This is a genomic window from Coraliomargarita sinensis (assembly GCF_003185655.1).
Lineage (GTDB): Bacteria > Verrucomicrobiota > Verrucomicrobiia > Opitutales > Coraliomargaritaceae > Coraliomargarita_B > Coraliomargarita_B sinensis.
The window spans coordinates 211,751-238,516 of the sequence record NZ_QHJQ01000002.1; the positions used below are offsets into that span (position 1 = coordinate 211,751).

Below are 26,766 nucleotides of genomic sequence, written 5' to 3' on the forward strand. Positions count from 1 at the left end.
TTTAAAATGCATTAAAGGCAAAAATATAGAGTTCGGACCGCGGATCGGAAATCAGGTAAATGAGTTGTCGCTCGTGATCTACGGCTATACCTTCCATTTGGTCTACATCTACGGAAAAGCTTTCAATTAGATTCTGATCACGATCTAAGACATGGATGCTTTTTGATTTGTCGCTCAATACCCAGAGCCGTTTTCGTTTCGAATCAAAACTGATACTGGAGTAGTCCTGGGCAAACTTAAGCTGACGCCTGGCCATTTCTTCCAAATCGGAATTCAATTTGATTAGTATGCCGGGCTTTTCCTGCATGATATAGAATTCAGCCGCGTCCTCGTCATAACTAAGGGCTTCGGGACCTTTGTTGTCCGAACCGGGGATGGGCACAGCTGCTTCGCGTATGATTTTCCCGTCTTTGCGGGCGATCGCTATACGGCGAGCACGTTCGTCAATAAAGGCCAAGTGTTCGGAGTCGATCGTGGTGACCCCCTCCACATCCTTGTGCTCCGTAGAAAAATGGCCCAAGGACTTCCCTTGTAAGTCGATTCGATAAATACCCCCATCGTTATCGCTCACGGTCCAAAGGCTTTGTTTGTCTTTAGACAGGCTTAGACCCGAAGGTTCAGTCACATCCAACGGATAAGCGGCTACAAAAGTGATGTTCTGGCTGGTGGAGACATGCCGTGCATCAGCGCCGGATTCCGATAATTCTTGGCAAGCGGTTAAGCCAATTAGAAAAAAAACGGCGGCAATTATTAGTTTGTTCATCGATGTTAAATGTTTAACTTGTTGCATCTCTAGAACGCAGTGATGGTGCCCGCGTTCCTCTGTTTGTGCCGCCGCAAAGTAATTTATCCAGGCAATAACCTATCACGCCACCATCCGTAGAGGGTGGGTTGGATGTGCCGCCTAATCAACAGCGTGCAAGGCTGACTAGTTCTTTTTCTCTTCGAGCGTTTCCGGGGACTCCTCCGCTTCGAGGGTAAACCCAATCTTAACACCGACTTGCCAGTGGTCGATTGAGCCATCGACAATATGCCCGCGAATCTCGCCCACTTCCATCCAGCGCATATTACGGACGGTTTCGGATGCTTTGCTCACGGCGTTTTGCGCTGCGGCTTCGATGGATTCTTTGGAGGATCCAACAAGTTCTATCTTTTTGTATACGTGATCACTCATGAATTTAAGCTAAGACAATGAGCAGGGTGACGCAAAGGTAAACTTCCCGTTGCTAAATTGCCTATTCTCAATAAGCGCACCTGTCGTCTCCGGAGAAAGGCATCTGACAAAAAAGGTCATTGACGGCACGGTAGGCAGATGCCCCGTGTCAAATCTCCACTGAATGGACAGGGGGATGTTACAGGCGTCGGGAGCGCTTGAATCCAATTGCCGACAAAAGAAGAAAAACCAGAGCCATCGCAGAAGGTTCCGGGATGTCGTCTTTGACCCGCGAGACCGCGACAACATTGGTTCCGACGATTTGTATGTTATCAATGTGAGCGGTGACGGGGTTGCCCCCGTCCTTACCTCTTATTCTGAACTTGAAGTCATCGGTGAAGGAGCCGAGTTCCCTTTCTTCAAGTGTTTTGGAGAACGTGCCCAGGGTAGGGATGCCGGTGAAGGAGCCCCAGGCGGAAATGTCTCCCAGGTCGTCGGACCACGTTCTGCCCCCGTCAGTTGAATAATCGACATAGACCAGACGTGTGGCTGTCGTTGTGTCCCACTCATAGTCGAAAGTAATGGTCACGCTGGTTGCTTGGTTGCTGTGCAAGCGGAGATCGTCGGTCATGGTCAGCAGACCTTCATCCCAGGTGCAGACAACAGCAGCTGCACCCGTGCCTTTGGTGGCATAGTTCATCGAGCCCGAACCGGCGTGTGTGTAAAGGTAAGCGCTCCCTTGCGCCGTCCAGTTACCAAGCGAGCCCTCAAATGTGTCGGTCATGAGGACATTTGCGTTAACAGAAGTGGCGAACAAGACCACAGCTGTTGATATGATTCTGAATATCATTACTTTAACTAAGATTTTGCACGAATTCCTAGTCAATGGTTTTAGGAAAAAAATATGCCTGATTTACCATTTTGTTACGCCGTTAAATCAATAGTTTCCCGGAGGAGGGATGGTTAATGGGTTTGTTGGGCGTGGTTCTGTTTTGGCAACCGATCGCCACATACTTTACAGAAGGTGGCATCGTGGTCGTGGGATTCCCACCCGCAGGCGGGACAAACATAGTCGTTGTCGGCGTCCGGGCCCTTGGGGCGTGTCATTTCGCTCGTCACGATGGCTGTGGGCACCGCGATAATGCCGTAACCGGTAATCATTATAATGGAGGCCACAAATTGGCCGAGCGGGGTGTGGGGCGAGATATCACCATAGCCGACCGTGGTTAAAGTCACGATAGCCCAATAGACGCTTTTGGGGATACTGGTAAATCCGTTTTCCGCACCTTCGATCAGATACATGAGCGAGCCGAGGATTAGTACAAGATTGACCACCGCGAAGACAAAGACGGCGATCTTGCGTGCGCTCGAGCGCATGGCCCGCATGAGCGTGTTGGCTTCGCCGATATATTTGACCAGCTTGAGAACGCGGAAGATCCGCAGTACCCGCAGCACTCTCAGTAGCATCAGGTAATGCGCTCCGGGAAGTAGAAGATCGATATAGGTCGGTAGAATCGCCAGCAAATCAACCACACCGAAGAAGCTTCGGCTGTAACGTGCCGGGCTTTCGGACACATATAGTCGTAGGGCGTATTCGATGGTGAAAAGTACCGTGATGACCCACTCCGCCACGTAAAGCGCGTTACGCATTTCCGGAGATATCGTGGGAATACTTTCCCAAAGTACGAGACCGACGCTAACGACGATGGTAATGATCAAAAAGACGTCGAAGGCCTTTTCATCCCAATGGTCCGATCGAAAGATGATGCGGCGGCACTCAGCTCTGAAACGTCCGGGCATGTGTTTAGAGAAGCTGTTCGAGAACGGGATGGCAAGGGCAAGGATGTGCGGCCCCGAACTGTTCCGGCTACTAATCTGCCACAGTGTAATCGAAGACGATAATGTCTTCGACCAGGGGCTTGAAGACGGCTTTCAGCGCTTCGTGTTCGGGGTGGGGCAGGTAGTTGTGGCGCCCGGCTTCATCGGCGAAGTCCATCAGAACGGCGTGCGTGAAGTTCTTGTTCTTCCCTTCCGGGCTGTCATTGAGCCCCCATTCGGTCGAGACGACACCGTCTACTTTATCCGGGATGGCACGGAAGAGCGCTTCGACCTCGTCGATTTGTTCTGTCGTGGCGTTGTCCTTGAACTGGATCAATAGCAAATGTCGGATCATACGTCGTATGTTGTCCTTTCCTCGGTATAAAATCAACCGGGTATCCTGTCACAAAAAAACAACGGTTCTCGACGAGCGGAGGCCGGATGTGTTAAGCTGGAACTATGTTTGCGACAGTAAATCCAGCCACAGGGGAAAAGGTCCGCGAATTCCCTGAGATTCCACCTTCGGAGTTGATCGGGATTCTGGCGAAAATGGAGACGGACCAACTTGCATGGTCAAAAAAAGCGCCGGAGGAGCGCGTCGTCCCTGTCCGGAAACTAGCTGGTAATCTGCTTGCCCAGCGTGATTCCCTCGCCCGAACCATCACCCTTGAGATGGGTAAGCCGCTCCAGCAGGCTCAGGCAGAGATCGAGAAGTGTGCCTGGGTCTGCGAGTATTATGCCGAACATGCCGTTGAGCTTCTGAAAAATAGCGAGTTGGAAGCGGGTGATGGCCGTGCCGCTTACTTACGTACGGAGCCGCTGGGAGTTATTTTGAATATTATGCCATGGAACTTTCCCTTCTGGCAGCTCTTTCGTGCGGCGATCCCCGCCGTTTCTGCGGGTAATGGAATATTGCTCAAGCATGCGTCCAACACGCCGCAGTGCGGGCTGTCGATCGAAGCGCTGTTTCAGGATGCGGGCTTTCCCCTTCATCTTTTGCGCAACGTTATGGTCAACGAAGAGGATCTTCGCTTCGCTTTCGTGCACGCGGCGGTTCAGGGCATAACTCTGACCGGCAGTACAGAGGCCGGACGCACGGTGGCGGCGAGTGCCGGCGCGCAGCTTAAGAAAACGGTTCTGGAACTGGGTGGTTCCGACCCTTATCTCATTCTTGAAGATGCCGACTTGGATCAGGCCGCCGAGGCTTGCGTGGCTTCGCGCATGATCAATAGCGGGCAATCCTGCATTGCCGCCAAGCGCTTCATTGTGGTCGGTGATGCAAAGCGCCACGAATCCTTTGTGGGGCGGATCGTCGAGCGGATACAGGCATATCCCATGTCTGATCCCGTTGATCCCGGTGCTCGACTTGGACCGCTGGCCCGTCCGAATCTGCGGGACAAACTGCACGAACAGGTGGAAGATTCGCGAGCTGCCGGCGCCGAGTTACGATTGGGCGGAGAGGTGCCGAAACGCCCGGGAAATTGGTATCCGGCCACCGTATTGGACGGCATCAAGCCGGGCATGCCTGCCTTCGACCAGGAACTTTTTGGGCCGGTTGCGGCGATCGCCCGAGTCCCCGATGAGGCGACGGCCATTGAATGGGCGAACGCCAGCAATTATGGACTCGGCGGGGCCTTATTTACAGCGGATATCAAGCGGGCCCACGAACTCGCCGCGCAACTTGCAGTCGGCTCTGTTGCCATCAACGACTTCGTCAAAAGTGATCCGCGCCAACCCTTCGGCGGAATACGAGAATCCGGTTACGGGCGGGAACTCGGTCCGCAGGGGATTTACGAGTTTTCCAACCGGAAGACCGTGGTGTATCCAGAAGATTAAAGGTTTTGCGGCTGCGTAAACTCCGTGAATGGCCTTCTCGGTCGAGCTATTTCTGCGTAGCTTTTGTTGGCATCCGGGGCGGGGTTGATGCGCTGTCAGCCCGACTTGATGGTTGCCTGGAACGATGAGAAGGGTATGCTAATATCATGCACAAGTTCCTAGCAGAAACTCAGGGAGACTTCGCTGCCGTCGAATGCTCCGAAAAACTAACGGATATCGACTTCCAGGTGATCACACCCGAACTGGAAACGCAGATCGAGGAGTATCATAAGATTGCCCTGTTTTTGGAGTTGAAGAATTTTCACGGCTGGACCGGGAGTGCTCTCTGGGCGGATACCAAGTTTGATCTGAAGCATCACAATGATTTTACCCGTATCGCTATCGTGGGGGATAAAAAATGGGAAGAATGGCTCTCGAAACTGTGGAAACCTTTTACCTCGGCAGAGCTTCGTTATTATGAAGCCTCAGAGCGGAAAATGGCGATGAGTTGGGCCTCGGGAGGTCGTTTCTGACTTGCCGGCCCGTCGCCGCGTCCAGCCCGGGCAAAGGTTTGTACTTGCCTTACCCGGTCGCCGGACAGCTTACTCTTTGATCATGAAATTGAAGGAGATGTTGCTGTGCTTGCTGGTGGCGCTTCCACTGATGGCATGTGCCGCCGGGCAAAAGCCGAACGTGGTGATTATCTATCTCGATGATGCCGGTTACGCGGATTTTCATCCCTTCGGTACGCCACCGTATCCGACGCCGCATGTGGAAGCTTTGGCAGAGCAGGGACTGCAGTTGACGCAATTTTACGTGCCGACGGCAGTATGTTCGTCTTCGAGATCGAGCTTGTTGTCCGGTTGTTATGCCGGCCGGCACCGCGTCTTTGGCGCCCATGGGCCGGGTGGCCGCGGTTTGAACCCGAAGTTTACCACGATTGCGGAAATGTTGAAGGCTGAGGGCTATGCCACCGCCCACTATGGTAAGTGGCATTGCGGGGATCGTCCCGAAACCCGGCCTATGGCCCGTGGCTTCGACAGCTCCGCCGGATTAATGATTTCGAATGATATGTGGCGCTTCAATCCAGTTTGGGCGACGCGCGTAGGTAAGGGCCCCTTACCTTATTGGGAGGATGGCAAGATTGCGATTGAGGATGTCACCCCGCACGACCAGAAGTTTCTCACCAAGTGGGCAACTGATTCTGCAGTTAAATTCATCCGTAAGCAAAAAGAGCGGCCCTTCTTCTTGTACGTCGCCCACTCGATGCCCCACGTGCCGCTATATTGCAGCGACGCTTTTCTGGGGAAATCCGGGGCGGGCCTTTATGGCGATGTGATGATGGAAATCGACTGGTCGGTGGGGCAGATTAACCAGGCGCTGAAAGATGCCGGCGTGGCGCGGGAGACGATTGTGATCTTCAGTTCGGATAACGGCCCTTGGGATGAGTTCGGGAATCATGCCGGCAAGACGCCTTTTCGTGAGCACAAGGGAACAAGCTTCGATGGCGGAACCCGCTCGCCGACGATCATCAAGTATCCTGCCGGGCTGGAATCCGGCCTTGTTATCGACCGCCCTCTTCTTACCATCGATGTGTTGCCGACACTGGCGTACTTGACGGGCGCCAGCTTGCCGGATCACGAAATCGACGGCAAAAATGTCTGGCCGGTTTTGGCGGGTGATGAAGATACACCGCACCCGCATGAGTATTATGTTTTTGAATACGGCGGACGCCTTGAGGCGGTACTGAGTCCGGATGGGCGGTGGAAGATGCATCTGCCACATCCTTACCGCCATGTTCTGGAAGCGGGGAACGACGGTCTGCGCGGAACGACAACAACGCGGCGTATCGGCTGGGCGCTTTTCGATTTGGCTGAAGATCCCTACGAAACGACCAATGTGATGGAGCGCCATCCGGAGATCGTTGAGCGCCTCAAGGCTTATGCTGACGATCACCTCGCAAAATTCTATCAGGATAAATAACGCTGAAATCCGGCTTCGGATGCTTCTAGCGCCGATACTTTTTGATGAGATTTTTCGCCCGGGCCTTAAGTGCCGGATCCGCTTTGGTACGCTTGGAAAAACTCTCCAGCGCCTGCATCACCTCTTTTGAGGTGGGTAAATTGAGAATATAGCTCTCCTCCAAGTACTCCGCCAACCACTTTAGTGTAGCTTTCCTTTTTTCGGTGCTGGTATCGGGATCGAGCAAGCGTTCAATGGCACTATTTTCCTCGTCACTCATGAATCTACTTTAAATCTGGCCTTTTCTACAGGGCAAGCGTTCATGCGTGTTCCGCGCTATCGTTTTTTCTTTCTGGCCGGATCGGTTCTTGTCAGCATGCCGGGAATGACCGGTGTGGGGCAACAGTCGAAGCGGTTCGCGGCAGGGTGGTACGTCGTCATTGGTATTCTGCTTTTTTCCCTGTTGTTGGCAGGTGAGGGCTACCCTTGGCTGGTTTTATGGCCAAGTGGAGTCGCCTTAGTAATCGTCTTCCTATTGCGCCGGGCCTTTGCCGGTTTGCTACTTGGGGCAGTTTCTGGTGCGCTCTTGCTGGCCGGAGGCGATGTCCTGGAAGCGCTTCGGATTGCCGTGGTAGATCTATTTCTGCCCATTTTTCAGTCGGACTGGAAGCTCAGTGCCATTTTATTTACCTTGATCCTTGGAGGATTCGTGGCGCTGGTCGAAGCGGGCGGTGGCCTGTTTGGTTTGTTGCATCTGGCCCTGAGGCGCAGCGGCGAGTCGCGGGTCGGAGTGCAGTTGAGCATCGTGGGTTTCGGCCTGCTGGTATTCTTTGACGGTCTCGCCAACACCATGCTGATCGGACGGCTCATGCGTTCCGTTTCGGACCGCTTTGGTATCTCGCGTGTCAAGCTGGCCTACCTGTCCGATGTCACAGGATCGGCAGTGGCCTGTGTTGCCTTTATTTCCACCTGGATTGCATTTCAGCTCTCAATGATTCGGGAAGGCTACGCCGAGGTCGGCTTGGAAGTCAGTGCGTATGCTCTCTTTTTCAAATCACTTCCGGCGAATTTCTACTGTTGGTTCGCTCTCATCACGGTACTGGTTTGTATTCTTCGTGATTTTAACCCCGGGCCGATGGGGGCGTATGAACGCGAGGCGGCGGGCAAGCCGAAAAGGGAGATTACTTCCGATGAAAGTGATGACAATCATGTCAGCCACTGGGGCATCGCAGTCGTGCCCATACTTGTGTTGGCACTTTCCATTCCGATCATGAGCTATCTGATTGGAGCCGAGAGCTGGTGGCCCGTGAATCTTTTAAAATTTGCGCAGGCTTATGCCGCTGCGGAGAGCCATGTGCCGCAGATTATGGTCGCCTCCTGTCTACTCGCAGCCGTCGTGGCGGGTATCACCTATGCACTGGCCCACTCTCGTCGAGCGGATGCCCGTATTGTCAAGAAAGGCGCATTTCGAGTCTTTCTTTCCGGTGTGCGCGACATCTCCGGTCCGGTTTGCATTCTTCTAGCGGCCTGGATGTTGGGGCGGGCCATCGCTGAGTTGGGTGCTGCCGATCTGATCGCGGGTTTACTGTCAGGTAATTTTCCGCCGGCCTTTTTCCCGCTAGCGGTCTTTCTGACCGGCGCTATTATCTCCTTTACCACCGGTACATCCTGGGGGACCATGGCCGTGCTCATGCCGCTGGCCATCCCCGTGGTCTTTTCACTGGCCGGGGGCCCGGTGGATTACACCACCACGGAACCGCTGGTTGTTGCCAGTATCGCGGCAGTTTTTAGCGGTGCGGTCTTCGGGGACCATTGCAGCCCGTTTAGTGATACCACGATAGTGGCATCCATCGCGTCCGGTGTCGAACCGGTCGACCATGTCCGCACGCAGTTGCCTTTCGCTTTGCTGGCAGCTCTGGTTGCTGGAATTGTCGGGTTTCTGCCCCTTGGGTTTGGGGTTTCACCGTTCCTTTCCCTTTCGGCCGGAGCAGTGCTTCTTTTCATCATACCCTGCTTTTTCTCCCGTCGGCTCGCATCCCGAGGTGAATTTTAGACTCCGGTCTTTGGAAGGGGCACTGAATCGTAAACGATTACCTTTTCCCAAAGATCTTTGCAGGCCTCGACAAATACGACGTGGGCCGATTCGGTCTGGTACTTTTCCTGCGCCTCAGCGGACTCGAAACTTAAAATCAGAGAGTAGGTGAAGGAATCATCCACCACGTCGCGAGTGGCCTTGGGTGCGATGCCAACGAAACGTGTCTTCGCGTATTTCGAGTCCTGCATGAATTGCTTCACCGCGGCTTCAAATTTGGCGCGATCGGATTCACTTTTTGGATTCTTCAACCAGAAATAGACGACATGTGTAAATGTCGGATCAAATTCATTGCTTTCAGCTGGATCGGCGTAGCCGCTGGCCGGAAAAATGAATGCAAATAAAAGTGCCGAGAGTAAAAATTGTTTCATAGGGTCGAATATTCTGCGGGAAACTGCCTGCCCGCAAGTTTTCAGGAGAAAAATCCATCCAAGACGTTCTTACCGATGACTCGGCCGCTTTCCTGTTCGGTGTGGGCTGTCTTGAGGTTTTCCACATTCAGTTGACCCAGATTCTTCGTGACGGTGCTGACGAGCCGGCCCTCGTCGAGCAAGCTGGAGACACGGTTGAGGAGCTCATGTTGTTTTTCCATGTCGGGGGTTTGGTGCATCGGCCGAGCAAACATGTACTCCCAACTAAAGCTGAGCGACTTTGGTTTAATTGCGTGGATGTTCAAAGTCTTCGGATCGTCGATGAGTGCGATATGGCCACGCGGCTGAATCAATTCAACAATCGCATCAAAGTGGTCCTCCGAACCGTTCAGAGAGGCAACATATCGTGGTACGGTTCCTAGTTTCTGCATTTGCTCCGTCAAAGACTCGTGATGGTTGATCACATGGTCGGCGCCCATTTTTTTGACCCATTCAACCGTTTCCGGACGTGAGGCGGTTGCGACGACCTTCAGGTCGGTGAGCTTCTGGGCTAACTGGGTCAGAATCGAGCCGACACCGCCGGCAGCGCCAATGATAAGCAATGCTTCATCGGTGCCGCCGCCCTCGCTCAGCCCGAGCGAATCAAACAGCAGTTCCCAAGCGGTGATTGCGGTAAGAGGCATGCCTGCCGCTTCGGCAAATCCAAGCGACCGGGGCTTATTTCCCACGATGCGCTCATCCACGGCGTGAAACTCTGCGTTGGTGCCTTGGCGCGTAATGTCACCCGCGTAAAAGACTTCGTCGCCGACGTGAAACAAACTTACTTCGCTGCCCGTCTCCCTTACGATCCCCGCCGCGTCATAGCCGATGACTTTACTCTCGCCTTCGGCAGGGCCCATCTGTGGACGAGTCCGGACTTTAACGTCCACCGGATTGACGGAGATACCCCTGACTTCGACCAGCAAATCCCTCGGTCCTAGGTCCGGCTTCTCGGCTTCAAGTTCAATTAGCGAATCAGGGGCACTGATCGGTCCGGTTTTCCTGTATCCTATAGCTTTCATGTCTTTTTTATCGGATGCAATTGCATCGAAAGTAGAACTGTTACATAAGATAGATCCTGTCGCAAATGCAACGCCCGGGCGGATCCCTTAAAACTTTTCCCTCCGCTACCCGTTGAGGCGGTTGACGAAGCTAAACCGGCGTTTAGTTTAGGAATGGCCGTCGGAACATGCCTGCGCACCAAAGCAAAACCCCAAAAGCGATGTCTTCTTTAACACCTGAATTCTTCCAAAGTGATCCCGTCGACTGTGCCCGTGATTTGATCGGTTGCCACTTGGGTTGGGGAGATTGTTCCGGAAGAATCGTTGAGACCGAGGCGTATCACGCTATTGGCGACGAGGCCTGCCATACTTTCATGCGGCCGTCGACGCGTCAGTTTGTCGACGAACACAAAGCCGGTGACGCTTATGTCTATCTGAACTATGGGGTGCACTGGCTCTTCAATATCGTGGTCAAAGGACCGGAGGGGGACGGTTTTGTTCTGCTTCGCGCATTGGAGCCCGTACAGGGCATCAAAGCGATGCGGCAACGGCGTGGGAATTTTCCTGACAAACTGCTGATGGCAGGTCCCGGCCGGCTCACTCAGGCGATGGGAATCGGCGGCGAGCATCACGGTCGCAGCTTTTTGGAGTGCGGGTTGGGGCAATTGGAAGCAGGCAGTGCGAGCGCCGTTGTCTCCGGGCCGCGAATCGGAATTTCCAAGGCGACAGAGTTAAACTGGCGCTTCGGTGATTCCGGTTCGAATTGCCTGAGCAGAAAGTTTCCCTCTGTCAGCTGAATGAGCCTCGGCGTGCTTTTAATCCAAGCGGATCCCCGAGTTGATCTCGTTTTGCTCAATAGAAGCTTCGCGTTCGCTGAGGTTGTTTAGCTTTTCGATCAATGTACTTTCAGCTTTTTCCACATCACGTGCACGCTCTTCCAGTTTGCGGTTTTCCTCTTCCAGTTTACGCAGCTTTGCCTCCAGTGTCTCCTCGCGTCCGTCAGTGCTGTGACTAATGGGCTGTCCGGTATCGGCTGCCGTTGTTTGTAAAAGTTCTCCCTTGAGCTGGTTAAGGTCCGTTTTCTGGGATTTGAGAATCTGTTGATCCTCGAGCAGTTGCTTTTTGAGAGATTCCAGCTCGGCTTCTTTAGCCTTCAGGGCAGCTTCGCGCTTGCGGAGTAATTCGCTGTCGGCGGCATTCTGCGACCCGTCCAGGGTGCCGGCTTTAACATCGAGATTCTCGCGCATCTGCTCCAGTTCAACTTGTACCGTCTCGACCTCGCTAAGCCGGTTGATGACGATTTCTTCCGCATCGTTCAGTTCCTTGTCGCGCCGCTTTAATTCACGGCGCTCCGATTCAATACGGGCCTTTTCGTGTGAGATTCGTTTTTGTTCCTCTGCCATGCTCTTCTCCCGCTCAAGCATGAGTTTTTTCTGCTCTTCGATGTAGCGGCGTTCGGAAGCGGTGAGTTTTCGTTCCGGCTTGCTTTTCGGCTGGGCCAGATCGATGCCACTCTTGATGAAGCAGGGGACGATGATCTGCTCCCATGCCTTTAATTCCCAGCCTTTCAGGGTGTGCGCTTCGCCGGATTGATCGAAGAGGGTCACTTTATGCTTCCCGATCGACTTGATGCGCGAGCGGTCTTTGACGATGCCCAGAAGCAACTGCTTTGACTTTTCCAGCTCCCTCGCAGGCGGGATGACCACAAGTATCGCGATGTTGACCGAGATGAGACCGACGAGTCCAAAAGCGAGTATACTGAAGATGGCACTTACGGTTAAGGCATACACCAGCCAGGCGGCGCCGAGCGAAGCGGCCCCAAGCAAAGTGGCCGCCAGGGCAACGCGCCGGGCAGAGTGGGTTTTGAGAAAACGATCAAGCGTTTTTTCGAGTTGCCTATCGGTATTTTTGGACATCCGAGATAAACATATAAGTATAGATTCCCAATATTGTCCGCCAAAAATCCCTGAAATGTGGGGTTTTAGAAACTCTTTACAAAAGAACCGTGCGGCATGTGCGCCTACTAAAAAGCCCACGGTTCACGGACCTGGGCTTTCATTACGACTATCCCGGTAAAATTAGCGGTGGCGACGCACTAAGCGACAGGCCAGCATGAATAGCGTACCAAAGAGCGCTAAGCGAGGTTCCGGTACTGATTCCAGTACGATGGAGTCGCCGTCGTTGAGGTTGTAGATTGTATCAAATGCCACACCAGGATCCAAATTAAGGGTTTCATAGCTAACATCAGGTAGGTATTACTCACGATTAACGATCAGGTTGGCTGTGTTGCCCGCTATGAGTACGTCAGTAGACGGACCATCTATGTTGCTGGCTTCCACTCTCCATGTGAAAATGACGTTATCCGTAGCATCAATTGTACTCACTGCTGCAGACCCGAGTTCCGGCAGTGTGGCAAATGAGCTACTAAGTAGAAACGCAAAATCACCACCACGTGTCGCCTGGTATACACGAGAATCCACAGAACCACCTTCACCAATTAAAAATCGGCTGACCTCCTCCCCGCGACGGTTTCTGTAAAAGTAGCTATAATTCAAAGTCCCATCATCGGCGGAAAACTGGGTGTAACCACCGGTTTACAGTAAATTGCCGGAGGCGGTTCCTTCGAACTTAAAGTTTAATCCGCTGCCGATAGGAGTGACAGTTATTGCTATAGCGGCATTGATTAAGTGGTTTAAGCTCAAAAGGAGAACGGTAATGCATGTCGTCTTATTCATGGCGGAGGCGCGAAAGTAGTAAGAGTTGTGATGCATGGGCTTTTTAAACGAGCGAGAAACAATGCCCTTACATCTCAAGATTAACTTTTTGTGTGAAATTTCCGTAATTTCACGGATTAATAGAAACGCGCACATTTCGTAATCGCCCTGAACCATGTCCTTCACGGGGGACTGTTATGGTCGCCCCGTCCCCTGCAAATACAGTTGTCAAAATCGTCCAGCGCTATCTTTATTCATGTTGGCAACTATGGCATTTGAAAATATCTCTCCCGAAGAAAAAGAAGAACTACTGGAGGGTGTCCTGAACAATGCCTATCACGGAATCGTGGCTTTGGATGCAATTCGAAATTCATCCGGCGTGGCCGAAGACTTTGTTTACATCTACGCGAATAAAAAAGCCGAACTGGCACTCGGCAAGGGACAGGATGAATTAATCGGTCACCGCTTTCTCAAACTCTTTCCCGGAATCAAAGAAGAAGGGCTTTTCGACAAATTTGTCGGAGTGCTCGAAAGCGGGGAGCCTTACAACTTCGATCACTTTTACGACCGGGATGGCCTGCACGGGATGTTTCAGGTGAGTGTGAACAAGTTTCGGGACGGAATTATCATTTCATTTGTTGAGACCACCGAGCAGGTGAATCAAGCCAGGCAATTGGAGATTTTAACTCAGCGTCTCGATATGGCCACAAGCGCAGCCAAGGTAGGTGTTTGGGAGTATGATATTCCGGCGGATAAATTGATCTGGGATGACGCCATGCATCGTATCTACGATGTAACTCCCGAGGAGTTTGAAGGTGTGATCGATTCCTGGGAGAAGCGGGTACACCCCGACGACCTGCCTGCTGCGAAGGCGGAATTTCAGTCGGCGAAGACTCCGGACCAGGATATTTATACCAAATTCCGGATTGTCTTGAAGAATGGCAGCGTTCGTTGGATCGATGCGCGTGCCCGGTTGATTTGTAACGATGAGCACGATCTCATTGGTATCGTTGGGACGAATTGGGATATTACGGAACTTGTCTACGCTTACGACACGTTGGCCAAAGCCAAAGAAGAGGCAGAGCGGGCCAATGCGGCAAAGTCCGAATTTTTGGCAGTCATGAGTCATGAACTCCGCACACCCTTGAATCCGATCATCGGTTGCAGCGACCTGTTGAGGGATCACCTGAAAGATCCTGCGGATCTGAAGCTGCTGGACATGATCGATCAATGCGGACGTAACCTACTGGAGCTTATTTCCGATATTTTGGATTTCTGTACTCTGGATGAGGGGCACATGACACTGACTCCTGTTCCTACCAATATCCACGAAACGACTCAGGATGTCTGTCGTGAGTTTGACGCCAAGGCCAAAGAGAAGGGTTTGGAGCTTTCATTGTCCGTATCCGAAGATTTGCCCGACGAACTTCTTATCGACCCTAAGCGTTTTCAGCAAATTGTCCGTAACTTAATTTCCAATGCAGTCAAATTTACCAATGAAGGTTTCGTGCGTGTTGATCTGAGCACACACACCGATAATGCAGGGGAAAACATGTTTGTGGCGACTTTTACAGATACGGGCAGTGGTATCCCGAAAGATCAGGTGGAATATATTTTTGAGCGCTTTACCCAATTGGATTCAAGTAATACGCGAAAAGAGGGGGGTACCGGGTTGGGGTTGGCGATTTGCCAGCGTCTTTGTGATCTTATGGGCGGGGAGATTTCGGTCACCAGTCAATCCGGGGAAGGGGCCACTTTTACGGTCAAACTCCCGATGAGGTTGGTTGGTCAGGAAGATGCACCGGATACTCTGTTGAACCATAAGGTTGAACTCGCTGAAAAAAGTTTTCGTGTTCTCGTCATTGATGATGACATGCCGAATCTGCTCTATTTCAAGGCCGCGATCAATCAAATCGGAGTGGAGTCTGTAACCGTGAATGATCCGAAGGAAGGGCATTCATTGGCACTGTCAGAAGCCTTTGATCTTATCTTTTTGGATCTCCATATGCCCAATGTGAGTGGTATGGATATCACGAGAGGAATTCGCAACTCTTCCGGCCCAAATCAAAATACCCCCATTGTGGCAGTTACTGCGGATGTGCGGCCTGAGCAAAAAGAGGCATGTTCGAAATTAGGTTTTTCACGGGTCTTGAATAAGCCGGTGAAACCGGAGCAATTGCGGGCGGCGATTATAGATTTTGCCTGAGTTTGCGGTGTGGCGGGCGATCTGTTGCTCGCATTAATAATCGATACGTTTGCGAGGCAGGAGCGCTTTTTCGGGCTCATTGAGGGATGCTTAAGGGGATCTACGGCTTGTTTCCGGCGAGTTTCGCCACTGGTTCGCACGGCAAAGATTGTATTGCCTGATTTCATTGAAGTACCTATGATACGTACGAAGGAGGTGAGAGAAATGGATCTAAAAGCTCAGATGGGCAAGGAAGTCATGATCAAGGTCGCTAACCGCATCGGTATACTGGCAGATGTCGCACGGGCTTTGGCGGATCGCGGGATCAACTTGTTGGCAATCGATGCGCATGCCCTGGCAGGCCAGGCTTTCATTCGCTTGGTGACGGATGATAATCTGCGTGCTGGGGACACACTTGGCGAGCACGGCTATAAGTCTCAGGCGGAAGATGTCATTCTACTGACGGTTCCGCATAAGCCGGGCATCCTACATCGCGTGACGGAGATTCTGGCGGAAAGCGAAATTGATGTACATCATGTCTACGCCAGCACGACGGACAAGGGTGGTAATTGCTGCGTGGTCTTGCATACAGCCAACGATGCTCAGGCACTCGTTAAATTTAACGAGAACCGTATCGGTGTCTAAGCGAACCGTTGGCGTACTTCATTGATTGAACCATTCAAGTCTACCGTTTTCACAGATCGGTTCAGATAAGTTTCTCCCGTTATCTGTGCTCTCAGTAGACCATGGGCTCTCGTCTGCTTTCTTCACCTGCCGCGTATTTTAGAAAGCAAGTGAAGGATTTCCAGATAGAGCCAGACCAGGGTGACGAGCAGGCCAAAAGCGGCAAACCACTCCATATACTTTGGAGCTCCGCGTGCCACACCCTGCTCGATGAAATCAAAGTCGAGCACGAGATTTAAGGCCGCGATAACGACGACGAAAAGGCTGAATCCGATCCCGATCATGCCACTTTCATGAATGTAGGGGATACTGCCGCCGAACAAGCTCATGATCCAGCCGATGAGATAAATCATCGCAATGCCACCGGTGGCGGCGGTGACCCCCAGTTTGAAATTCTCGGTCGCTTGGATCAAGCCGCTTCGGTAGGCCACCAGCAGAGAGGCCAGGGTGCCAAAAGTCAGCAAAACGGCTTGAAAAACAATACCGGGATACATCATCTCAAACAATGCTGAGATAACCCCTAACACAAGCCCTTCCAGTACCGCATAGAGCGGCGCTGTCACGGGTGACCACTCTTTTTTGAATACAGTCACCAAGGCGACGAGAAAACCCCCGATTGCGCCGACTGCGATGTAGGCAATGAGCTCCGACGGCTCCTCCGCCCCGACCGTGCGCCGCCAACTTAGGGCTGCGGTTGCCACAACGCCCAGGAGCATCATAGCGGTCTTATTGACCGTTCCGCCCAAGGTCATGAAATTTCCATCCGTAGCGACGTCTTGAAATGTGTTATCCGTTAGAGTCGGGTTTCCTGTTCGTATCATCGTTGGTTCGTTTTCGGTTTTGTCTGGAATAGCGCTAACGTAAGCTTATTTAACGTAGTTACAGTGCTTTAGCCCTGTGACCTTGTAAAGGCAGGCGGTCCCGTTTGCACTTGCGGGCAGTTGGCTAAGGCAGGCTGCCTACGTGGACGAATCGCTACCATGAGAAAGTCCTTAAGTGAGTGCCATTCGAGTTCGTCTGCTTCATTGCTAAGAATCTTATTGTGTGCCTATGGTTTTAACCGCGAGGGAAAAATGGGCGTGCGGCGCCAGTTCTGCATGTTTACCATTTTTTGAAGCGTTTTAGTGACAAAGACTCAAGATATATGAGCGTGTAAGTTCGTCAAATGAGACGGCTGTGCCTTAACGATTGTCTTATGAACTAGCGTTCCGATACTGTGGGCCTTTACACATACAAATGGGCGGTATTTTCAAACGACTCGCACTGGGCGGAAATCTGCGCTGGACTTTGATCCGGGCAGGGGCTCTGGTTGTGCTGACAGTATTGATCTTTCGCTTCGTGTTCGCGCCGCTGCGTTTGGATGGCACCAGCATGGAGCCGACGTTTCAGCACGGGCAGTTGTCTCTGGCAAATCGACTCGCCTATCTTCGTGATTCTCCGCAGCGGGGGGATGTCGTTGCGGTGCGCATGCGCAATACCGGACGCAGTATCTTTCTCCTCAAGCGGGTCGTCGGGCTCCCGGGAGAGGCGGTCGGCTTTGAGGGCGGCAAGGTGACGGTAGATGGTGTCCGCCTGGAGGAGGATTACCTGACTTATGATTCAGATTGGAACCGCGACCCGGTTCTTTGTGAAGCCAACGAGTATTTCGTAGTGGGGGACAATCGCTCCATGCCGATCCGACAACACACATTCGGACGCACCACACTTGCCCGGATTGTCGGAAAGGTTATTTTTTAAGAATGAAGAAAATTATCATCGCCGTCCTCGTACTCATCACTGCAGGGGTTTTCGTTCGCGGATGCTTCACCGGTCCGGAAGGACAGATTCGTAAACAGCTAGGTGAGTTGGAGGAATTAGTCTCTTATGAAGAAGGGGAGGGGGATTTTTCGGCTCTTGGTAAAGTGAAGAGCCTGGGCGGCCTCTTCACCGAAGATGTTGATATCAGGCTACAAGGTTTTGCCGGTGCCCGCACCGTGAAGGGACGAAAGCAAGTACAGCAAGCGGCCATGGCGGCGCGTTCGCAGGCCAAAAGTCTACAAGCCTCTCTGCATGATATTACTGTCCAGGTCGCGGATGATCAATTGTCCGCTACCGCCGAAGCGACGGGGCGGGCCAGAGTGAGCGGAGAAAGCAGTTCGGTTGTGCAGGATTTCCGCTTCACTTTTGAGAAGACCGAAGAAGGTTGGCTCATTGCCAAAGTCGCGACGGTTGAGGCCTTGCGCTGATTGGGCTGGGATGTTCACTCGGGTCGCTTGTGGGCAGCCCGCCTGTGATGCTCGGAACTCGCGGATTTTTTCGGAAAAAGCTTCTCCCGGCAGACTTTGCGGGCTACTACGGGAACATGCATTTTTCATCTATTCGACTTCTGCTCTCGTTTGCTCTCTGCAGCACCTGTTTCTCTCTGGCGGCTGCCGCTCCGGCCATCGATTTTGATGTCAAACAGGTCGGGCTCGAAGGAGAGCTTGGTTCTTTCGAGCCGAGTTGGTCGGCCACTCAATCGTCGCCGCACCTCCAGCACATTACACTGGTGCTTGAGTCGCCTGAGCCGGCCGTGCTTCCCAAGTTGACACTGAAGTGGCGGGTGCCCGCCATCGATATTGCCGGGCACTGGGTGTCCGATAATCTTGCGCGCAAGCACGACCATTACCGTGCGCGTGTTCGCTCGCGTGCGGTTCAACATGCCCCGCTGCTGACCTACCTGAATCAGGGGGACCGCAATCGCTTCACGGTGGCACTTTCCGATGCCATGAACCCGAGCTTAATTCGCGGGGTGATTCGCGAGGAGGACGCTTTTATTTACATGGATGTGACTCTCTTTGAAAAGAAGACACCGGCCACGGACCGTTACGAACTCACCCTGCGTTTCGATACACGACCTGTCATGTATGAGACCGCGATTGGCGATACCGCGCACTGGTGGGCTTCGATGGATGAACACACACCCGCCCCGGTTCCGGAGATGGCACGCGTTCCCGTTTATTCCACTTGGTATAGCTACCATCAGAAGATCACCGCGGATGCGATTGTCGAGGAATGCCGAATTGGAGGCGAACTTGGACTGGAGGGTGTCATTGTCGATGACGGCTGGCAGACTCTGGATGGCAATCGCGGCTACGCCTACACCGGCGACTGGAAACCCGAACGCATTCCCGAAATGAAGGCATTCGTGGATCGTGTGCACGCTCTGGATCAGGAATTTCTGCTCTGGTATTCCGTTCCCATGGCAGGCGAGAAGTCGGAAATGATCAAAGACTTCCGTGACAAGACACTTTATTTTCATGAGGGTTTTGGCGCTTATGTGCTCGATCCGCGCTATCCCGAAGTTCGGGAATACCTCATCGGGGTGTATGAAGCAGCGGTCCGTGATTGGGGAATCGATGGCCTCAAGCTCGACTTCATTGGGATGTTTTCGGAAAAAGGTGCCGGCGATCTCACCGCTGAAGACGGCCGCGATTACGCTTCCGTGGACAAGGCGGTCGATCGCCTGATGACCGATGTCATGGCACGGTTGCGCGCGCTCAATCCCGAGATCGGGATCGAATTCCGCCAGCCTTATAACGGCCCGCTCATGCGTAAGTATGGCAACATGTTTCGCGCCGTGGATTGTGCCAATGTCGCCCCTTATAACCGTCGGCACATTGTCGACCTTCGCTTGATTGCCGATACCACATCCGTGCACAGCGACATGATTATGTGGCATCCGGATGAGCCGGTTGAGAGTGCTGCGTTGCAGGTCCTGAATATCCTCTTTAGTGTCCCGCAGATCTCAGTGCGATTGGCGGACATTTCTCCGGATCACCGGAAAATGCTCAAGTTCTGGCTCGGCTACTGGACGGAAAATAAAAGCATCCTGCTCGACGGTGACTTCCGTGCCGTCGCCCCCGCACAGAATTACCCCATGGTGATGGGACGGCAGGATGGTAAACTTATCGCGACTATCTATCAGGATATGTTCGTGCCCTCCGGTTCCGATCCACTCAGTGACATTGATATTGTCAACGGGAAGTCCACTCCCGGAGCCGTTCTCCGTCTGGAGCAGGATTTCGGAATGTCCGAAGTCACCATTTACGATACGCTCGGGAAAGTGCTCTCTCGGGAGAGTCTAGACCTGGAAGCCGGTGCCCATGCTTTCGATGTGTCGCCCTCCGGCCTTGTTGAAATCAGGAAGCTTTAGAATTGCTTTCGTCCCGTTTGTTTTTAGGCCTTCATATAGATGAATATTCTACTCCTCGAAGATGATCTTGAGCTTTCGGCGGTGGCCTCCGAGCAAATCGAAAGTCGTGGCCACAAAGTCATCCCTGCCATGGATATCGAGCAGGCGAAGGCGATCATTGAGGACGACGCGGTTGATATTGATATCATGATTGCGGACCACCTATTACCCGATGGGAACGGTTCCAAGTTCGCCATGGAGATTAAAAAAGAGCCACATGGCATTAAGGTCGTGGTGGTCTCGGGACAATTGAACCGCTCGGATGTTGAAGAACTCGACGCCAATGAAATCGGGCACTACGATAAACCGTCCCTCTACTCGCAAATCGTCGAGGACGTGGTCCAAAAGCACTTTTCGGAGTAAGTCGCTTATCTCCCATTCTCACCGGCCGAATTGATTGAAACGGCAAACCGCCTGGTCTGGGTCGAGAAGCAGTCCGGCGGTTTTTATCCCGCGCTGCCAATCCACTTGGGTTTGTGGCCGCTCATTATTATGGTACGTAGAGCTTGGCTCAGCGGCATCCTGGGTAAGTTTCGCCGAGTGCTGCAGATCAGTTTTATTAGTCCCGCAACAGTAGCCGACCGTGCGTTTCCCGTTTCAACAAAATCGTCCGTTCCCCGTCCAGTCGTGGCCAGGCTACTATGGATGGGTCATCCTTATGGTGGGAACATTCGGTATGATCGCAGCCATCCCCGGGAGCCCCCCGGGAATGAGTGTCTTTGTCGATGGCATGATCGAGTCTCTTTCGATGAAACGGGAGAGCTTTTCCATGGCTTATATGCTGGGCACGATCACGGCCGGATTGGCTGCCCCGCTCGCAGGGTCGATGATTGACCGATACGGTGCCCGCATCGTTGCTTGCATTAGCTTTCTTGGTCTGGGGATGGTCCTTATCGTCACCGGTTTCGTCGACCGAATTCACCAATGGGGCCTGCCCGGACTGCCGGATCACTGGTATGCCTTCATCCTGGTGTGCTGCTGTTTTGCCGGGATACGTTTGATCGGCGTTGGCTTCGCGATGACGACCTGCCGGTCCATGGTTTTCAAATGGTTTGAAGGCAGGCGGGGGATGGCGGCTACGATCAACGGGGTTGTTCTTTCGCTGGGCTTTTCATCGGCGCCTGTCCTCTTGAATGGAGTGGTGATACATGTCGGCTGGCAGTTCACTTGGATTACCCTGGGTGTCGTTTTCATCCTGATTATGCTGCCTCTGGCCTATGGTTTCTATCGGGATAGCCCGGAAGCCTGCGGGGTGCGGGTCGAGCAGGGCGGAAGGGACTCTTTTTCACGGAATCGCATCCCGGTTTACCGGCAGATGACCGGGCGGGAAGCGATTCGCACCTACACTTTCTGGATCTTCACGGCGGCCCTTGCCTTGAACGCCTTGATTGGTACCGGTGTTTCCTTCCATATGGTGGCGATTGGGGAGCAATCCGGGTTGAGCCGTTCGGAAGCGGTTGCGATCTTTTTGCCAGTTGCGGCTTTTCACATTGCGACGACGCTGAGCTTTGGACTTTTTGCCGAAAAGATCCGGATGAAGTATGGAGTGATTCTCATGATCAGCGCGCAACTTCTTGCGCTCTACGGTATCGCCAATGTCGGTCACGATTATTGGAGGTGGCTCTTTATCGTCGGAAGCGGCGTGGGCTGGGGCTCTTTTGGCATATTGATCAACGTGCCCTGGCCCCGGTTCTTCGGACGGCTTTACCTTGGTGCTGTCAACGGGTGGGTGACCGGAGCAACAGTGGTCACCAGCGCCCTCGGTCCTTTCCTCTTTGGTTTGTCTTCGGGCTCCCTCGGCTCCTTCTTTCCCGCTATGGTGGTGTGCGCCGTGCTTTGCCCTGTCGTGATTGCTTTGGCCATCTTCGCCGACAACCCGCAGCATAAATATGCATCTTCATCCATTACTGCGGGGGGCGAATACGATGGACACTCGTAAGGCCTGTTTCTCTCACGAACCGAAACGGTCTGTTATTTTTGCACCGGCTGTGCCAACACAAAGGGGCGCACGATCATTGCTTTGAACTGGGTCTTTTCCTTTTGCCAGTGTTCGGCGTGCAGGTTGCAGGGTTGTACGAGGTCGCCGCTCTTTAGCCAGGCTTTGACCTGGGCCTGGTCGTCCTTGGCAAATGCCATGCCTGCCGACTTCAGATCAAGCTCTGGATCGACATAGATCATCGCGCCAGCCTCGTAATGAGGCTTCAAATAACCCCAGTCGACTTCGCCGGAGTATTTTTCAAGTTTTTCCTCTTCGGTGGAGTTGTCATCTGCGGGGCTGAACTGATCGTCGATCATGGCACCGTTGTGGTGGAAATACTTGAAATTTAAAGACCGAATTGTAGGCAGCGCTTCTTCAGGGGTAGCTCAGCTTTTTGGGCCCCGTAAGCGGGGAGACGGGACAAAGAATTGGGGAGGCAAAAAATACGCCGTGCTCATGCACGGCGTACGGGAGAATCCAAAAGGAGTTTGGTTTAATCGCCCCAGAACTTCCACCATTTGCGACTGTTCTCTTCGCGTTTGGCCTGACCGGTTTCAGAGCCTTTGCCCGCTTCCTTGAGAACAGCGTCGCTCTTGTCACTGGCGTCAGCTTTCTGGTCAGCCATCTTTCCTTTTTTCTTTGCTTCATCGACTTTATCCTCGGCCTCGTCGAGCACGTCGGAAGATTTACCCTTAGCTTTGGACTGGGCCGCTTCGGCTTTGTTCTTCGCCTCGGATTTGGCTGTCATTGCTTTTTCCGCACGCTTTTCGCTCATTTTTATCTCAGGTTTCCCCTTGCCGGCACTGTCCGGTTTGGCGGCCTGCGCGGTGGAGAGTGCAATTACGAGGAGTCCTAACACTGAATATCTTAGAATTTTCATAATTTTATCGTAGGGAAAATAGTTCTGAAGGCAAGAAGTCGTCTCATTTGGACTGGGCGAAAACCGGGGTGACCAATTGCTTTGTAACGGCTTCCGGGAGAGCCGAATCTTCAAATCTGCGCGAGGCTCTTCAAATGGGCCAGTCCGGTGCCGCAGCAACCACCCAGAACGGATACATTGTGTGTCGTATGAAGTTCCGACATGGCTTGCGCCCAGTCGACGACCGGATCAGCTTGCGTTTCAGAGGACGCGTCCAGTCGAGTCACGTCTTTGGATGAGCCATTGGCCTGAATGCCGACCAGCCGTTCAAGGCTGCCCGGAGGATAGTTAGGCGTGATAAAGCCGGGATGCGTACAGTTCACGAAATAACCGAGCGGGGGCCGGGGCACCGCCCGGTCGATGCCTGTCATGGCTTCGGAGAGCGATGTGCCGTCGAGGACTTTGCCATCCGTACCCGTGCAAAAACTGATGAAGTAAGGTTTGTCGGTTTTTGCCATCGCTTTCGCTATTCCGAGAGCTTCCTTCACCGCAGGTAGTGTCTGCGCCAGGAGGAAATCAGCAGCGGTATAGGCGAGTTCCCCGATCTGGGTCGAGTGGAAACGTTCTGCGGTGTCGGTGTCCGGAGCTTCTTCGGGGCGATAGCAGTCTCCCCGGGGACCGGTCAAGGCCCCTACCATAACAGGTGAAGCGCCAGCGTGGTCATCGCGTACACCGATGAGGTAGTTCACTGCATCCGAATTAATCCCTGCTGGCACATCCGCGGTGGCGATACGGGCGGGGTCCAGCCGCCAAGTCGGCGCGGTTAGCAGGAGAGGCAGGTCAGCCTCGGCGGCGGTATCGATGTATTCGCGGTAGAGTGCGGTCATCGATTCGCACGCCGCCTCAGGTCCGTAGATAAGTGGCGTGTTGAATAGTGTGGGGTGCAGCTCGACCTCCGGCATACGACGCAGGCGCTCCGCGATGGCACACTCGATCAGGATTTTCGGGTGTTTTTCGAACAGTCCGATCAGCATGTCCGGGGAGTGATTCGTGGTTTGCCCGCTAACGTATCGGATCTTCTCCTGAGATGCCTATTTTGAGGAGGCCACCTTTACGTAAGTTTTGTAGATTGCTTTATAGCTGCTGTCTTCCTCGGCTTCGAAGTCTTCCTCGAACATGAGATATTCCCGGTCGCCGATTGTGAAGACTTCGTAGTGGTAGGCCTTGTCGATGAAGGTGCTGAAAGCCATGTCGCCGGAGTAGCGCATGGGGAAGTTGAACTTCTGTTTGGTAAACCCGACCGGGCTAATCTGGCCGTCCCGGTTGATGACGAAGCCGTATTTCATCCGTTCCGGTTGCATCGACGGGATTTGGTTCTTCTCGATCTTTCCTTTGATGTAGTCATTGGCATCACTCCTGGACTCGACGAGGTCATGGTTGATCAGACACCATGTGCCATGGAGATCCGGGTTGGACTGAAAAGTCCCGCTGAAGGTAAACTTGTCCTGGTCGCGTCCGCTTCGCTTCCATTCGGAAGTGAGTTTTGGCGTCGAATCCAGATAAGCTTTGCCAGCCTCGGAGAAACCGACGACCTGACCGATCGCCTTACGTTTGAAGTTGCCGCCACCGCCGATTTCGTTGCGTCCATTCTCGCTCATCATTTGATTGGGCTGAAGTTCATACACCGTTTTCATGACATTCAGGCCGTAGGCTTGGATCTCAGGATCGGCGTCTCCCAGTTGCTCGGTGATGAAGCGGGCCCGGGAAACGATCGGGTAAGCCGTGGCCTTGGAGATGGCCCGGGCAATCGGAGGGAACAGGTCCTTGTAGCAGGCCGGATCACTGAGCAGCCGGATACTGGCGCTGATAGCCGAACCCTGGATCCAGTGCTCTTCATGCTCCACATATTGTACCAGCAGATCTTTGTAGGTGCGTAGATGGTCAATGTCCGTATGTTGTAGCAGGCCAAGTGACCACTGCTTGACGTACCAGGATTCGTGGGGGTCACGGATGAACTTTTCAACCTGCGCCATCATTTCCGGGGTCACGCGGCCGGGATCTGCGTTACGTTTGTTCCAGGTTCCAAACAAGTCGTGCAGTGCCATCACACCGATGTGTTTCAAGCGCGCGTCCCTTGAAAGCAGTAGCCCAAGAATCATGTCGTCTTTTTTCAATCGCACCACTGCTGCCTTGGCTTCGAAGCGATGCGTGATTTCCGGATGATGCAGGTAAGTGACAAGGTTCAGATCCGAAACTTTGTCGTCACGCAATATTTCATAAGCGGGCTCACCCACATGCTGCTCCAGTGTTTCCTTTAAAATATCGCTGCGGCTCCACGGGCCGCTGGCAACCGGGTAGGGCGAACTGAAGGCGTCATCCCTGGATGTGCCCCAGGGACGCGTGGGCAGTTTGTAGGACTTCGCCCACTGGCTAGGCGCGCCAAAGAGATAGAGCTGTTTGCGGGGCAGGGTGTAATTGAGGGCAAAGTAAGAGCCCCAGCCCTTGTCACTATTTTCACCTGTGGCGACGTCATAATTGCCATCCTTGCCGCCACCGATGCCGATGCCCCCGGTGTGGCGACGGGAGAGTTCCAGGATCCAGCGTCGCGCATCCAGATATTGCCGGTATTGTTCAGGACGTTCGTCCATCATCAATCCCATTGCGGCCGACTTCCAGATTTCACCCAAGCCCCCGCCCGTGTGGCCGACGTGATAGGTATTGATGCCATAGTAACCCTTCATTGCGTTGATTTGAGCTGCCTGGGCATAAATGGACTTGTCGCCCCCCGGTGTGAGGCGACTGGCGGCAGCCATCGCCATGGCCAGGCCACTGGTCTTGCCATTACAGTCGCCGTAGCCGGCTTTTGACGTGTAGTCGCCGTAGGGCACGCTGCCCCGGCCGGAGTAGCGGTAAAAGTGACGCAGGCTGCTTTGTAGAGTGAATTCGTCGACATCCACGCCGCAGGTTTTGGCCAGCAAGAGAAAGGTGAGACAGTGGACACCCGAGGCATTGACGTGTCCCCCGCTCTGGTAGGTGTATTGGCCACTGGCCCGTCCGGCCCACGCGCCGTTGTAAATGTGATCCCTCAGGTGGTCGGCACCTTTTTGGATCATGGGAAGCACGCTCTGGTCGCCGGTGCGAAGGTAGTACTCACAGATGCCGATGCCCTGCATGCCGATAGCCCAGTTTATCGAACCGATTTCCTTTCGCTTTTTCATCCAGCCGCGCACCACGTCGAGGTCTTTTTCGTTACCGGTGGAAAGTAGAAAAATGACGGAGCCCCACTCGTTCTCTCCCTGCTTGGCCAGGAGATCGGCGAGATGACGCACAATTTTGTCCGATTTAGGGCAATTGAGCGGCCACGTCGGGCTGTAGCTGCCGAGGACGGGAATCGTTACGGTGACATCGCCCAAATCCTGAATATCCAGCACGATCCTGCCGTCGCTCGCCTCCGCGTCTGTAATCATTTGCGCGAGAACAATGCGCGGATCACGGTCGATGTCATTAAAGCGGACGCCGTTGATGCTCTCAATGACCTGACCTTTTTCCAGTTGGCCTGTCTCCGCGGCGGGTGAGCCCGGTTCCACATTGTTGATCTTCATGACAAAACCCTTCTCCAACTGTATGCCGATGCCGACCGGGCCGAAGTTCTGGATGGTCCAGCCTCTCCGGTCATTGGCTTTCGGGGTCGGGTTGAAGACGGGGTCAGCCGCGGTATCGGCTGCCGCGACATTCAAGGATGCGGCAAAAAGACCTACAGTGATTAGATGAAGGAATTGAAGATGTCTCATTTCTGGAGTGTGGTGCGCTCAGAGATTCGTGCGATTAAGAAGTACTGTCAAGGGCACTGACTGTGTGAGCTGTGACCGGTAGGATGGGCAA

Annotated in this window: 26 protein-coding genes; 12 read left to right on the forward strand and 14 right to left on the reverse strand. The window is 53.3% G+C overall.

Annotation, left to right across the window (positions count from 1 at the left end):
* Position 1 precedes the first annotated feature (1 nt).
* From DDZ13_RS03585 to DDZ13_RS03605, 5 genes are all read right to left on the reverse strand, one after another.
* On the reverse strand, positions 2–763 hold the full coding sequence (locus DDZ13_RS03585) for an SdiA-regulated domain-containing protein (protein WP_233246065.1): 762 nt from the start codon (positions 761–763) through the stop codon (positions 2–4).
* A gap of 165 nt (positions 764–928) precedes the next feature.
* Positions 929–1,174 carry a dodecin gene (locus DDZ13_RS03590; protein WP_110130060.1) on the reverse strand — a complete coding sequence of 82 codons (246 nt, stop codon included), beginning with the start codon at positions 1,172–1,174 and terminating at the stop codon, positions 929–931.
* Between the two features lie 178 nt (positions 1,175–1,352).
* Complete coding sequence (locus DDZ13_RS03595; protein WP_158279768.1) at positions 1,353–1,937, reverse strand: PEP-CTERM sorting domain-containing protein; 585 nt, start codon at positions 1,935–1,937, stop codon at positions 1,353–1,355.
* A gap of 179 nt (positions 1,938–2,116) precedes the next feature.
* Positions 2,117–2,953 carry an ion transporter gene (locus DDZ13_RS03600; protein WP_110130062.1) on the reverse strand — a complete coding sequence of 279 codons (837 nt, stop codon included), beginning with the start codon at positions 2,951–2,953 and terminating at the stop codon, positions 2,117–2,119.
* A 70-nt stretch (positions 2,954–3,023) separates the two neighbouring features.
* The gene (locus tag DDZ13_RS03605; RefSeq protein WP_110130063.1) at positions 3,024–3,326 is read right to left on the reverse strand and encodes a Dabb family protein; all 303 of its coding nucleotides are present in this window, start codon (positions 3,324–3,326) and stop codon (positions 3,024–3,026) included.
* A 104-nt stretch (positions 3,327–3,430) separates the two neighbouring features.
* On the opposite strand from DDZ13_RS03605, the gene DDZ13_RS03610 reads away from it, so the two are divergent.
* The 3 genes from DDZ13_RS03610 to DDZ13_RS03620 all read left to right on the forward strand — a co-directional run bounded on the left by DDZ13_RS03610 (position 3,431) and on the right by DDZ13_RS03620 (position 6,769).
* Positions 3,431–4,807 (forward strand): NAD-dependent succinate-semialdehyde dehydrogenase, encoded by a 1,377-nt coding sequence (locus DDZ13_RS03610; protein ID WP_110130064.1) that lies wholly within the window; start codon positions 3,431–3,433, stop codon positions 4,805–4,807.
* Between the two features lie 146 nt (positions 4,808–4,953).
* Positions 4,954–5,319 (forward strand): SpoIIAA family protein, encoded by a 366-nt coding sequence (locus tag DDZ13_RS03615; protein ID WP_110130065.1) that lies wholly within the window; start codon positions 4,954–4,956, stop codon positions 5,317–5,319.
* Between the two features lie 82 nt (positions 5,320–5,401).
* Positions 5,402–6,769 carry a sulfatase-like hydrolase/transferase gene (locus tag DDZ13_RS03620; RefSeq protein WP_110130066.1) on the forward strand — a complete coding sequence of 456 codons (1,368 nt, stop codon included), beginning with the start codon at positions 5,402–5,404 and terminating at the stop codon, positions 6,767–6,769.
* Positions 6,770–6,794: 25 nt separating this feature from the next.
* Here the strand turns inward: DDZ13_RS03620 and DDZ13_RS03625 are convergent, their stop codons facing one another.
* A complete protein-coding gene (locus DDZ13_RS03625; protein ID WP_110130067.1) occupies positions 6,795–7,028 on the reverse strand; it encodes a hypothetical protein in 234 nt (77 codons plus the stop codon).
* 42 nt (positions 7,029–7,070) lie between these two features.
* Here DDZ13_RS03625 and DDZ13_RS03630 point away from each other — a divergent pair, with 42 nt between their 5' ends.
* Positions 7,071–8,801 carry a Na+/H+ antiporter NhaC family protein gene (locus tag DDZ13_RS03630; protein ID WP_110130068.1) on the forward strand — a complete coding sequence of 577 codons (1,731 nt, stop codon included), beginning with the start codon at positions 7,071–7,073 and terminating at the stop codon, positions 8,799–8,801.
* Here DDZ13_RS03630 and DDZ13_RS03635 read toward each other — a convergent pair.
* Both DDZ13_RS03635 and DDZ13_RS03640 read right to left on the reverse strand, forming a co-directional pair.
* A complete protein-coding gene (locus tag DDZ13_RS03635) occupies positions 8,798–9,211 on the reverse strand; it encodes a Dabb family protein (protein ID WP_110130069.1) in 414 nt (137 codons plus the stop codon). The genes DDZ13_RS03630 and DDZ13_RS03635 overlap by 4 nt on opposite strands.
* A gap of 41 nt (positions 9,212–9,252) precedes the next feature.
* On the reverse strand, positions 9,253–10,272 hold the full coding sequence (locus DDZ13_RS03640; protein WP_110130070.1) for a zinc-binding alcohol dehydrogenase family protein: 1,020 nt from the start codon (positions 10,270–10,272) through the stop codon (positions 9,253–9,255).
* Positions 10,273–10,472: 200 nt separating this feature from the next.
* Here DDZ13_RS03640 and DDZ13_RS03645 point away from each other — a divergent pair, with 200 nt between their 5' ends.
* A complete protein-coding gene (locus DDZ13_RS03645) occupies positions 10,473–11,048 on the forward strand; it encodes a DNA-3-methyladenine glycosylase (protein ID WP_110130271.1) in 576 nt (191 codons plus the stop codon).
* Between the two features lie 18 nt (positions 11,049–11,066).
* On the opposite strand, the gene DDZ13_RS03650 is transcribed toward DDZ13_RS03645, so the two are convergent.
* On the reverse strand, positions 11,067–12,167 hold the full coding sequence (locus tag DDZ13_RS03650; RefSeq protein WP_110130071.1) for a coiled-coil domain-containing protein: 1,101 nt from the start codon (positions 12,165–12,167) through the stop codon (positions 11,067–11,069).
* Between the two features lie 1,066 nt (positions 12,168–13,233).
* On the opposite strand from DDZ13_RS03650, the gene DDZ13_RS03660 reads away from it, so the two are divergent.
* Positions 13,234–15,171 (forward strand): PAS domain-containing sensor histidine kinase, encoded by a 1,938-nt coding sequence (locus tag DDZ13_RS03660; protein ID WP_158279769.1) that lies wholly within the window; start codon positions 13,234–13,236, stop codon positions 15,169–15,171.
* Between the two features lie 177 nt (positions 15,172–15,348).
* Positions 15,349–15,795, forward strand: coding sequence for an ACT domain-containing protein (locus DDZ13_RS03665; RefSeq protein ID WP_110130074.1), 447 nt, complete (start codon positions 15,349–15,351; stop codon positions 15,793–15,795).
* A 122-nt stretch (positions 15,796–15,917) separates the two neighbouring features.
* Here DDZ13_RS03665 and DDZ13_RS03670 read toward each other — a convergent pair whose 3' ends face one another.
* Entirely contained in the window at positions 15,918–16,652 is a 735-nt protein-coding gene (locus DDZ13_RS03670) for a Bax inhibitor-1/YccA family protein (RefSeq protein ID WP_110130272.1), read from the reverse strand.
* Positions 16,653–17,070: 418 nt separating this feature from the next.
* On the opposite strand from DDZ13_RS03670, the gene lepB reads away from it, so the two are divergent.
* From lepB to DDZ13_RS03695, 5 genes are all read left to right on the forward strand, one after another.
* Positions 17,071–17,571: a signal peptidase I gene (gene lepB / locus DDZ13_RS03675; protein ID WP_110130075.1), complete on the forward strand. Its 501-nt coding sequence runs from the start codon at positions 17,071–17,073 to the stop codon at positions 17,569–17,571.
* Between the two features lie 2 nt (positions 17,572–17,573).
* On the forward strand, positions 17,574–18,059 hold the full coding sequence (locus DDZ13_RS03680) for a nuclear transport factor 2 family protein (protein ID WP_110130076.1): 486 nt from the start codon (positions 17,574–17,576) through the stop codon (positions 18,057–18,059).
* 116 nt (positions 18,060–18,175) lie between these two features.
* Positions 18,176–20,008 (forward strand): glycoside hydrolase family 36 protein, encoded by a 1,833-nt coding sequence (locus tag DDZ13_RS03685; RefSeq protein ID WP_158279770.1) that lies wholly within the window; start codon positions 18,176–18,178, stop codon positions 20,006–20,008.
* Between the two features lie 39 nt (positions 20,009–20,047).
* A complete protein-coding gene (locus tag DDZ13_RS03690) occupies positions 20,048–20,410 on the forward strand; it encodes a response regulator (protein ID WP_110130078.1) in 363 nt (120 codons plus the stop codon).
* A 295-nt stretch (positions 20,411–20,705) separates the two neighbouring features.
* Positions 20,706–21,986, forward strand: coding sequence for an MFS transporter (locus DDZ13_RS03695; protein WP_110130079.1), 1,281 nt, complete (start codon positions 20,706–20,708; stop codon positions 21,984–21,986).
* Positions 21,987–22,018: 32 nt separating this feature from the next.
* On the opposite strand, the gene DDZ13_RS03700 is transcribed toward DDZ13_RS03695, so the two are convergent.
* The 4 genes from DDZ13_RS03700 to DDZ13_RS03715 all read right to left on the reverse strand — a co-directional run bounded on the left by DDZ13_RS03700 (position 22,019) and on the right by DDZ13_RS03715 (position 26,675).
* Positions 22,019–22,342: a DUF2288 domain-containing protein gene (locus DDZ13_RS03700; protein WP_110130080.1), complete on the reverse strand. Its 324-nt coding sequence runs from the start codon at positions 22,340–22,342 to the stop codon at positions 22,019–22,021.
* Positions 22,343–22,518: 176 nt separating this feature from the next.
* Complete coding sequence (locus tag DDZ13_RS03705) at positions 22,519–22,905, reverse strand: hypothetical protein (RefSeq protein WP_110130081.1); 387 nt, start codon at positions 22,903–22,905, stop codon at positions 22,519–22,521.
* Between the two features lie 110 nt (positions 22,906–23,015).
* Complete coding sequence (locus DDZ13_RS03710; protein WP_110130082.1) at positions 23,016–23,918, reverse strand: homocysteine S-methyltransferase family protein; 903 nt, start codon at positions 23,916–23,918, stop codon at positions 23,016–23,018.
* A 57-nt stretch (positions 23,919–23,975) separates the two neighbouring features.
* Positions 23,976–26,675 (reverse strand): DUF6288 domain-containing protein, encoded by a 2,700-nt coding sequence (locus tag DDZ13_RS03715; RefSeq protein WP_146209224.1) that lies wholly within the window; start codon positions 26,673–26,675, stop codon positions 23,976–23,978.
* Positions 26,676–26,766: the final 91 nt, after the last annotated feature.

What these genes read in the sequence shown, in the direction of transcription:
- DDZ13_RS03585 (WP_233246065.1), bottom strand. Translation starts at nt 763, where the DNA reads ATGAACAAACTAATAATTGCCGCCGTTTTTTTTCTAATTGGCTTAACC.
- DDZ13_RS03590 (WP_110130060.1), bottom strand. Translation starts at nt 1,174, where the DNA reads ATGAGTGATCACGTATACAAAAAGATAGAACTTGTTGGATCCTCCAAA.
- DDZ13_RS03595 (WP_158279768.1), bottom strand. Translation starts at nt 1,937, where the DNA reads ATGACCGACACATTTGAGGGCTCGCTTGGTAACTGGACGGCGCAAGGG.
- DDZ13_RS03600 (WP_110130062.1), bottom strand. Translation starts at nt 2,953, where the DNA reads ATGCCCGGACGTTTCAGAGCTGAGTGCCGCCGCATCATCTTTCGATCG.
- DDZ13_RS03605 (WP_110130063.1), bottom strand. Translation starts at nt 3,326, where the DNA reads ATGATCCGACATTTGCTATTGATCCAGTTCAAGGACAACGCCACGACA.
- DDZ13_RS03610 (WP_110130064.1), top strand. Translation starts at nt 3,431, where the DNA reads ATGTTTGCGACAGTAAATCCAGCCACAGGGGAAAAGGTCCGCGAATTC.
- DDZ13_RS03615 (WP_110130065.1), top strand. Translation starts at nt 4,954, where the DNA reads ATGCACAAGTTCCTAGCAGAAACTCAGGGAGACTTCGCTGCCGTCGAA.
- DDZ13_RS03620 (WP_110130066.1), top strand. Translation starts at nt 5,402, where the DNA reads ATGAAATTGAAGGAGATGTTGCTGTGCTTGCTGGTGGCGCTTCCACTG.
- DDZ13_RS03625 (WP_110130067.1), bottom strand. Translation starts at nt 7,028, where the DNA reads ATGAGTGACGAGGAAAATAGTGCCATTGAACGCTTGCTCGATCCCGAT.
- DDZ13_RS03630 (WP_110130068.1), top strand. Translation starts at nt 7,071, where the DNA reads ATGCGTGTTCCGCGCTATCGTTTTTTCTTTCTGGCCGGATCGGTTCTT.
- DDZ13_RS03635 (WP_110130069.1), bottom strand. Translation starts at nt 9,211, where the DNA reads ATGAAACAATTTTTACTCTCGGCACTTTTATTTGCATTCATTTTTCCG.
- DDZ13_RS03640 (WP_110130070.1), bottom strand. Translation starts at nt 10,272, where the DNA reads ATGAAAGCTATAGGATACAGGAAAACCGGACCGATCAGTGCCCCTGAT.
- DDZ13_RS03645 (WP_110130271.1), top strand. Translation starts at nt 10,473, where the DNA reads ATGTCTTCTTTAACACCTGAATTCTTCCAAAGTGATCCCGTCGACTGT.
- DDZ13_RS03650 (WP_110130071.1), bottom strand. Translation starts at nt 12,167, where the DNA reads ATGTCCAAAAATACCGATAGGCAACTCGAAAAAACGCTTGATCGTTTT.
- DDZ13_RS03660 (WP_158279769.1), top strand. Translation starts at nt 13,234, where the DNA reads ATGGCATTTGAAAATATCTCTCCCGAAGAAAAAGAAGAACTACTGGAG.
- DDZ13_RS03665 (WP_110130074.1), top strand. Translation starts at nt 15,349, where the DNA reads ATGATACGTACGAAGGAGGTGAGAGAAATGGATCTAAAAGCTCAGATG.
- lepB (WP_110130075.1), top strand. Translation starts at nt 17,071, where the DNA reads ATGGGCGGTATTTTCAAACGACTCGCACTGGGCGGAAATCTGCGCTGG.
- DDZ13_RS03680 (WP_110130076.1), top strand. Translation starts at nt 17,574, where the DNA reads ATGAAGAAAATTATCATCGCCGTCCTCGTACTCATCACTGCAGGGGTT.
- DDZ13_RS03685 (WP_158279770.1), top strand. Translation starts at nt 18,176, where the DNA reads ATGCATTTTTCATCTATTCGACTTCTGCTCTCGTTTGCTCTCTGCAGC.
- DDZ13_RS03690 (WP_110130078.1), top strand. Translation starts at nt 20,048, where the DNA reads ATGAATATTCTACTCCTCGAAGATGATCTTGAGCTTTCGGCGGTGGCC.
- DDZ13_RS03695 (WP_110130079.1), top strand. Translation starts at nt 20,706, where the DNA reads ATGGTGGGAACATTCGGTATGATCGCAGCCATCCCCGGGAGCCCCCCG.
- DDZ13_RS03700 (WP_110130080.1), bottom strand. Translation starts at nt 22,342, where the DNA reads ATGATCGACGATCAGTTCAGCCCCGCAGATGACAACTCCACCGAAGAG.
- DDZ13_RS03705 (WP_110130081.1), bottom strand. Translation starts at nt 22,905, where the DNA reads ATGAAAATTCTAAGATATTCAGTGTTAGGACTCCTCGTAATTGCACTC.
- DDZ13_RS03710 (WP_110130082.1), bottom strand. Translation starts at nt 23,918, where the DNA reads ATGCTGATCGGACTGTTCGAAAAACACCCGAAAATCCTGATCGAGTGT.
- DDZ13_RS03715 (WP_146209224.1), bottom strand. Translation starts at nt 26,675, where the DNA reads ATGAGACATCTTCAATTCCTTCATCTAATCACTGTAGGTCTTTTTGCC.